The 7233-nt window shown below is 45.7% G+C and carries 7 protein-coding genes; 4 read left to right on the top strand and 3 right to left on the bottom strand.

Annotated features, from left to right (window positions below; all coding sequences use genetic code 11):
* Window positions 1-38: 38 nt before the first annotated feature.
* The 3 genes from ACKTSG_RS13135 to ACKTSG_RS13125 form a co-directional block, all read right to left on the bottom strand.
* Window positions 39-353, bottom strand: a complete 315-nt coding sequence (locus ACKTSG_RS13135) for a hypothetical protein (RefSeq protein ID WP_407895399.1) — start codon at window positions 351-353, stop codon at window positions 39-41.
* 3 nt (window positions 354-356) lie between these two features.
* Window positions 357-1589 carry a DDE-type integrase/transposase/recombinase gene (locus ACKTSG_RS13130; RefSeq protein ID WP_274259444.1) on the bottom strand — a complete coding sequence of 411 codons (1233 nt, stop codon included), beginning with the start codon at window positions 1587-1589 and terminating at the stop codon, window positions 357-359.
* A gap of 82 nt (window positions 1590-1671) precedes the next feature.
* A complete protein-coding gene (locus ACKTSG_RS13125) occupies window positions 1672-2202 on the bottom strand; it encodes a DUF6431 domain-containing protein (RefSeq protein ID WP_274259443.1) in 531 nt (176 codons plus the stop codon).
* A gap of 276 nt (window positions 2203-2478) precedes the next feature.
* On the opposite strand from ACKTSG_RS13125, the gene ACKTSG_RS13120 reads away from it, so the two are divergent.
* The 4 genes from ACKTSG_RS13120 (at window position 2479) to ACKTSG_RS13105 (ending at window position 6995) form a co-directional block, all read left to right on the top strand.
* Window positions 2479-4203, top strand: a complete 1725-nt coding sequence (locus tag ACKTSG_RS13120; protein WP_407895396.1) for a DNA/RNA helicase domain-containing protein — start codon at window positions 2479-2481, stop codon at window positions 4201-4203.
* Between the two features lie 118 nt (window positions 4204-4321).
* A complete protein-coding gene (locus ACKTSG_RS13115) occupies window positions 4322-5233 on the top strand; it encodes a hypothetical protein (RefSeq protein ID WP_407895394.1) in 912 nt (303 codons plus the stop codon).
* Between the two features lie 170 nt (window positions 5234-5403).
* Complete coding sequence (locus tag ACKTSG_RS13110; RefSeq protein WP_407895392.1) at window positions 5404-6507, top strand: ImmA/IrrE family metallo-endopeptidase; 1104 nt, start codon at window positions 5404-5406, stop codon at window positions 6505-6507.
* Window positions 6504-6995 (top strand): DUF4411 family protein, encoded by a 492-nt coding sequence (locus tag ACKTSG_RS13105; RefSeq protein ID WP_407895390.1) that lies wholly within the window; start codon window positions 6504-6506, stop codon window positions 6993-6995. The genes ACKTSG_RS13110 and ACKTSG_RS13105 overlap by 4 nt, the downstream gene beginning before the upstream one ends.
* Window positions 6996-7233 lie beyond the last annotated feature (238 nt).

The raw sequence follows: 7233 nt of genomic DNA, 5'->3' as shown, positions 1-7233 counted from the left end.
TATCGTCAATCGCCGGATTTTCGTGCATAAAAATAGCGTCAAATAATTTCGGTAGTCCGGCAGATCGGGGCTGGAATTATTTGACGCTTATTTGAGTAATCGGAACGGTATAAACTGCGCGATGACAGTAAATAGCTTACCCGGTATTGATTAGGATTGAGACGCTGCGCGTACTCCCGAAGAATTACTGTCTTGCCTGCACCAGGTCGGCCAGTAATCAGGCCGATGCCCAGTACGTTTGTCAGATACTTGAGGCGTACATTCATTTCCTTAAAGTCGATTGTCTCGACCACCTTCGGTGCGGTCTTATCGAACGGGTTATGACTCATCCCGTAAAACATCGTGAAGTCCATCTGTTAGCCCTCCGCCAATCGCACTTGCTGCCGCTTGACGTGGGCGTTTTCCAGCTTATCCACCGGCCGCACTTCCACGAGTGCTTCCTCCCACTCGATGTACACTTTCGATAAGTCCGGCTGATAGCGGACTGTGACTGTTGCCCCAATTGTTGCTCGACCAGTCTCATATTGCTGCTTATTCAGACTAATCGTGCCATCGTTAGCGACCTTGCGAGTTTCACGGTGTAAGAATGCTCGCTCCAGCGCCACCTTGGGTACTTTATGGATTGCCTCTGGTTCCTCACAAAACCGGTCCATTGGTGTGACATGCTCTCCAAGGTTGCGATTGATCTGATTATTGCGATCACGAACATACTTGGCGAACTCGGCCCGCAGGGCTTCTAATGACTGGTACTCCTCATAGTTGATGTCCGCCATCCACTGCTGCTTCATAACGCCAAACCAGCGCTCAATCTTACCTTTCTGGTTACCGTGATAGACCGCAGCGTGGCGCATGCCGATCCCCAATTCAGCGCAGATTAGGGCAAGCTGCTTGTTCACGTATGGCTTACCGTTGTCGGCGTAAAGTTGCCGCGGCCGCCCGTAGGTGGCGATGGCTTGCTTGAGAGTCGTCTGGACATTTACGGCATTGTCTTCGAAGAACATACCCCAGCCAACCAGATATCGCGAGGCGTCATCGATAATGCCAACGATATAAACCTTCCGCTTGCGGCCGCCAGCCAGGATAAAGGGACCATGGGTGGTGTCGATCTGCCACAGCTCGTTGACATGGCTCATTTCAAACGCCCGCATGTCCTCGTTTTGAGACCGCTGAAGCTCGGGAGTGACCTGCGCCAGATAACGCTGAAATGTGCTCTCGGAAGGAACCCCTTGGGCAAAGAAGCCAGTCATGATCATCCGTTTACGAATTACTGTGGCTGGCCGATTCGGGCTTTGGGTTTTAAGCCGAATTATTTCTGCTTTTTGTTCATCGTTCAGGCGACGGTTGTTACCCGCATCGTTCCGGCGCTTAGGTTTCAATCCTTTTAAGCCGAACTTGCGATAATTCGCTGCCCATTCTTTCAAAGTTCCGACACCAACTGTCCCTCGCTTACCGTTAGGCAAGACCATCTCGGTTGCGGCAATCCGTTTCATGTATTCTTGTTTTGTATGATCAGGGAACGATTCCGCAATGAGCGGCTGAATCAGCTCATACCGAAATAAAGCAATGTCTTCAAGTTGTTCTGCGTTCATCAAGTTACACCTCATTGTTCTAAAGATGTTGATAGAATACACGCAGAAGACATTGCCGATAATGGCAAACTATGTGAAAGGCTTAAAGCGCGTGGAACGCTGGGGTCCAAGCTGAAATAACTTGCATTAGCCGCCGACTCGGGCGCAGCTGTGAATATGCGATTGCGGCGACTTTCGCCTCCTGACGCAGACTGATGTTGTGAGTCTGACAGAGCATTTTGTGCCACTGACTGTAGTGCGCACACCATCTGCGAATCAGCCTGGCAGAAAGATCAAGGCTATACTCGGCATAGTAAACAGACTTGGCCGCTGCCGCATGTACAGCCTGAAGAATCGAGGCAAGCACGTAGCGCTTGTACGGTACAATGCCTGGAGGAAGAAGTACAAAGGTTTTCGTGCAGGCGTGACAATGTAGTCGCATGACTTCAATAATGCCTCGAAAGCCGCCAACGTAGTATAAATGGCGGCGATACCGGCCATGCTGAGTCAAGCCAGACGAGTTTTGACAATGTGGGCAGGCGATATCCGTGAGAATATCAAGCACGAACTGATCGTACTGTTGCTGAAGGGATTTGGTTACTTTGCTTTTTCGTGTTTGTCCTGTATGATTCAAGTATGGAGTTTCCTTTTGTCTGTTTTTCTTGGTCGTTAAACAGTATACGGGAGGGGCTCCTCTTTTTGTATCCTCAATTGCTGGATTAATGTGCATATAAAGAGCGGCAAATAATTCCGGCGGGCCGGCTGCCCGTGTCTGGAATTATTTGCCGCTTTTGCTTGAAATCGGGTTGGTATAAAGTGCGTGTCGACACGTATAGCATTGCACTAGAAGGATTATATCCCTTTTTTGTATATAGTGGCTGTTGTGAATGTCAAAAGTAGAGGAGAGTCAATGAATAAAGAAGAGTTTACTAGCTTATCGGACGTTGTCGAAGTTTGTGGTACTGAGAATCCTACGGTGATTTCGAGCTTTTTACGTTTGCACGACGCTGGGTTCAATGCCAGAAAGGGGGCCGAAAGTTTTTCTCTTGCAGAACTAGATGACCTATACTCACTTGTAGTTCAACTGAAATTTGACGCCGTGGATGACGGCGGTTACATCTTAGGATATATTTCAACTACGGGCGGGCTCCGTGAACAGTTTGATGTTTTACGGGTTAGTGACACCTCAATTCTGAATATTGAATTGAAGAGCGATTTTCCTGAGGGCGGCAAGGAAGAAATTGAGCGCCAACTGGCTCGACATATGCTGTATCTAAAGGTATTAAACAGTCACTCCTGCTGTGTATGCTGCTATGTGAGAAGTGAAAATAGCTTGTTTAGCATAGATGAGCATGGCAAGCTAATCTCGATTGACGTAAATGTTATCAATGAATGGATTCGTGCATCCAGTTGTGACAATTACCTGCTCCCAGACATCGACTTAACAAGTATGGTAATCTCCCCATACGTAGAAGCTGAGAAATTCAAAAATCATATGTATTTTCTTACTCAACGTCAATATCAAGCACGCACAAAAGCTTTGAAATCCTTGAAGCAGAAAATAGTTATCACAGGTGGAGCGGGTACAGGTAAAACTCTACTTTTACTCGATCTGGCTAAGGAATATCAGGAATGTGGAAAGAAAGTGCAAGTTATTTTTTGTGGCAAGTTGGAAAATTCTCAAGAAATTTCAAGACAACTGGGAATCTGCGTTGACCCCATAAAAGATGCGCGGAGAACACTTACTGAGGAAAACTATGATGTTATTCTGATTGACGAAGCACAACGCTTAAGACAAAACCAGTTGGATGCGATTTTGAATCTCCAGCATACCTTGGTAGTCTTTAGCATTGATAGAAAACAGGTATTCCATCCTGATGAAGAAAAATTGTCATTTCACTGTGACATCACAGTTGATTCCCGTTTTGAGATTATTGCGCTTACTGACAAAATTCGTTCTAATCCAGCAATGGCATCGTTTATCACTCGATTACTCGACAATAAGTCAGCTAAAGATGCTGTTCCGTTCGATTACAAAGATATCGATGTTAAATATTTCAGAAATGTTGATGATGCACACAGTTTTCTTTCATGGGCGCATGATTGTGATCATTTTCAAGTTATCGAGCCAACAGAATACGTGACAAAAGAAAGTCATAATGTTAAGCATCGACATCAATTTTCTGGATCATTAGGAACGCACGATGTTATTGGCCGAGAGTATGATAATGTCCTAGTGATTTTGGATAATCGATACCGGGTTACAAACCAGGGAATTCAAGTAAACAATGGATTTTGGTATCCTTATAAGGAAGAATGGATGCTCTTTGAAGCACTTACTCGTGTTAAACGGCATTTGACAGTTGTTGTAGTAGACAATCCTGAGGTTTACAAGTATACACAACAACTCCTGACGTCGAATCAAGAGCTATCGCACATTCAGTTCTTGAAGGAACAGAATTTAGACAAGCAATACGGTAAGTTTCTGTCTAAACAAATGTCCAAAGAAGATGCTCAAGTTTGTATTGAGAACATAAAAAATAGTTGTGAGGAATTTATGCATGGATACAACTGCAATCGTGATGTACTGCTGAGGATCCTTAAGAAAATTTTGTCGAATGTTCACAAAGTTTAGTGAATTTGTTTTGAAAACGAATGTCAATTGTCGGCGATTAACTAGTAGCTGTTGAATTCGTGTCTTGCACGAACCAGAAATAGCTAAACTCAATATTAGATTTGTGATTGGAGTGCCTATGCCTAACAATTCCCCGTTGAATGATCTTCAATGCCTCGTTCAACAGTTCATCAACTCGCCGCTCCCTGACTCTAACTTACCCACTGAATCTGATGCTGAGATCCAAGCTGTCTTGGATGATTTTATCGTGTCGATGTATATGCACACTGGCAAGGATCTGCGCCGAGTACAGGATGTGTCACCTTACCAACAAGTGTTGACCCAACAGTTGGACGCCATTGATGATTCAATCGCATTTGCCCGCAAGTTGATGATCATCCAAGTGTTCGTGACGGCATGCGTGCAACCATACATGAGTCCTGAATTGCGCGATGAGTATATCAACTGGTTGATCGACTTTGCGATGTCGCATCAGGTAAACATTGATCGGCAAGGTTTTGACGAACAACGTTTTTTGAAGAAACAGGACAGTGCGAAGCCGCTGTCAGCGATCATGCAAATGGTGTTGGTGACCCATGGCATCGCCGGTGATCACGATGGTGGCTATGCTTTGTTGATTCCTCACGTGGAAAATTTGGATCATCCGGTTACCATCGGTCGGTATACTTGGGTCGCACGTACTGCAAAACAAGCCTTCGTTCAAGGCTTCCGATTGGCGGAACGGTTGCGAAAGCCGTGCCTTTTAGCCACCCAAACGCATGGTATGGATACCGCTGAGTTCATTGCTTTGATGGTGGACTTTTATGCAGGGATGTATCTGGTCGGACTTGAAACGGTGAAACGCTGGTCAGCGCGCACTTTGACGCAGGTGTTGGAGCGATACCGCGTAAGGTTAGCTGCAGCTGACTTCCGCAAAGCCTGGCAGGTGGTGTCTTTGGCGATCACGACGCTTTGTGATGATCAGACTTTGACCCGCAAGCAGGGGATGGCGCTGATCGCAGTAGTGGAGCGGTATCGAGTCGAGGAATGAGACGCACTTACCTGGATATGCAGGCCTGAGTCCAACCAGTTCACGTGCTGCAACACATCTCAATATTGGGCTGTAAACGGATCAGTTACAATGACGATGAGGGAAAAGTTGTCCTATGCACCCCTGGTGTGTCATGATATGATGAGGTGAGACGAAAGGAGGCGAAAGCAGTGGTTGCTACTCGCATCACGGTTGACCCAGCATTGATTCAATGGGCGTTGAACATTACTGATCTAGAGGTCGAAAATAAGGTCCAGCTTAAGCAAAATACCAAATGGTTGGATCAGAATTTTGATAATTATCTCAAACCGACAGTTAAGCAGTTAGGCGATTTTGCTCGTCGTCTCCATGTGCCTTTCGGGCAACTTTTACTGAAACATGCACCTGAGTTAGAAAGTATTCGCTTAGCTTTTCGCACCCAGGCAAATGCGCCGGCTCAGGTCAATTTGACGGTGCGCGATGTCATTTATGAAATGCAACGTAAGCAAGCTTGGTTCAAAGAAGACAGTGGTCAAGCCGCTCAGAAGCTAAGTTTCATTGGCAGTGACAACCAATCTAGTTGGCCAGAGACATTGCGAATGCTTCGACGCTTATTGACGTTGGACCATTTTTCTGATGCGCGTAGGCTTTACGAGGACCTTCGGCGACAGCTTGCACAATTAGGCGTGTTGTCCATGCAAAAAGGTGGCGCAGGGTTAGGCACCAATCGTCCACTTAAAGTCGAAGATCTACGTGCTTTCGTGCTTCTTGATGAATATGCACCATTGATTTTTGTGAATCAAAAAGACAGCTTCACCGCACGAATTTTTTCCCTGATTCATGAATTTGTTCATCTGATGCGGGGTACAGACGAGCTTTTGCAAGGAATCGATCACGACGTTAGCGAGGAACGCTTGATCAACCGAGTGACTTCTGCTTTTTTGATGCCGCATACTGAGTTCGTTCAGCGGTTTGATGCAAACGACATTGCCCAAGTGGCTCGGTATTTTCATGTGAGCCCTCAGTCAGCAGCAATCCGAGGACAACAACTTGGGCTGATTGCTGATGCGGATGCAATTGAGTTTCCGGAGTTCAAGCCTCAAAAGTCGAATTCTGGTGGCAATCCGTATAACACTGCTTTAAGTTACAACGATAGCCGTTATATGCAAGCGTTGGTAGTTGCGCAAAATACGGGACGATTGCAACCGACAAAAGCGGCAAGCTTAATTGGAATTAGTCCCAAGATGCTGGATAAGACCGTGGCAACTTACAGTGAACGTGAGACGCGCAGATGAAAGGATTTTTGCTAGACTCCAATATTTTCATCAACGCCAATCGCCACTATCGGCGAATGTATTTTCCGATCGTTTGGCACTTCTTTGAACAAACACCTGAAATTTATATGCTTGATCGGGTGTTTGATGAAATTAGTGGACTTGGCGACGATCTTAGTGATTGGGCTAAGTCGTATTATCGCGATAAGCAGATCATTGCAGATCAGTATATCGATACGTATAGCGAGGTCGCAAACTATTTAACGACAACTAACAACTGGACCGCGGCGGGCTATAGCCAATGGACAGATGATTATAGTAAAGCTGACCCTTGGCTAATTGCATGTGCCAAACAGGAAGAATATGCCATTGTCACGGATGAACGCAATACGGGACCGAACGGTAAGGCAACAGCTAATGAGCCTAAGATTCCATTTGTTGCGCAAGCGCTGGGTGTTCAAACTGTAGATTTCTGGAAGTTCTTAGACTTGGAGCATTTTAGAGCCTAGGGCGTTGACTTAGTGGCTGTTGAAGACCAACTCTATATTTTGAAGGTTTGTTGAAGGATAATAGTTCTCAGCACACAGAACCTTTCTTTGTTATTAAATAAAAGCGCGAGCTGACCTTTACCCCTAAAGTTGGAACACAACTTTGGGGGTATTTGTATGACTAAGATTTCAGTAGAAACTTATATCGAAGCCGTAGAGTGTTATCTTACCAGCAACGAGTCAAAGAGACGGGTTGGTG

The sequence above is a fragment of the Lacticaseibacillus salsurae genome, from assembly GCF_045862175.1.
GTDB lineage: Bacteria > Bacillota > Bacilli > Lactobacillales > Lactobacillaceae > Lacticaseibacillus > Lacticaseibacillus salsurae.
This window is presented reverse-complemented; position numbering and strand designations above follow the sequence as displayed.

What these genes read in the sequence shown, in the direction of transcription:
- ACKTSG_RS13130 (WP_274259444.1), bottom strand. Translation starts at nt 1,589, where the DNA reads ATGAACGCAGAACAACTTGAAGACATTGCTTTATTTCGGTATGAGCTG.
- ACKTSG_RS13115 (WP_407895394.1), top strand. Translation starts at nt 4,322, where the DNA reads ATGCCTAACAATTCCCCGTTGAATGATCTTCAATGCCTCGTTCAACAG.
- ACKTSG_RS13135 (WP_407895399.1), bottom strand. Translation starts at nt 353, where the DNA reads ATGGACTTCACGATGTTTTACGGGATGAGTCATAACCCGTTCGATAAG.
- ACKTSG_RS13120 (WP_407895396.1), top strand. Translation starts at nt 2,479, where the DNA reads ATGAATAAAGAAGAGTTTACTAGCTTATCGGACGTTGTCGAAGTTTGT.
- ACKTSG_RS13105 (WP_407895390.1), top strand. Translation starts at nt 6,504, where the DNA reads ATGAAAGGATTTTTGCTAGACTCCAATATTTTCATCAACGCCAATCGC.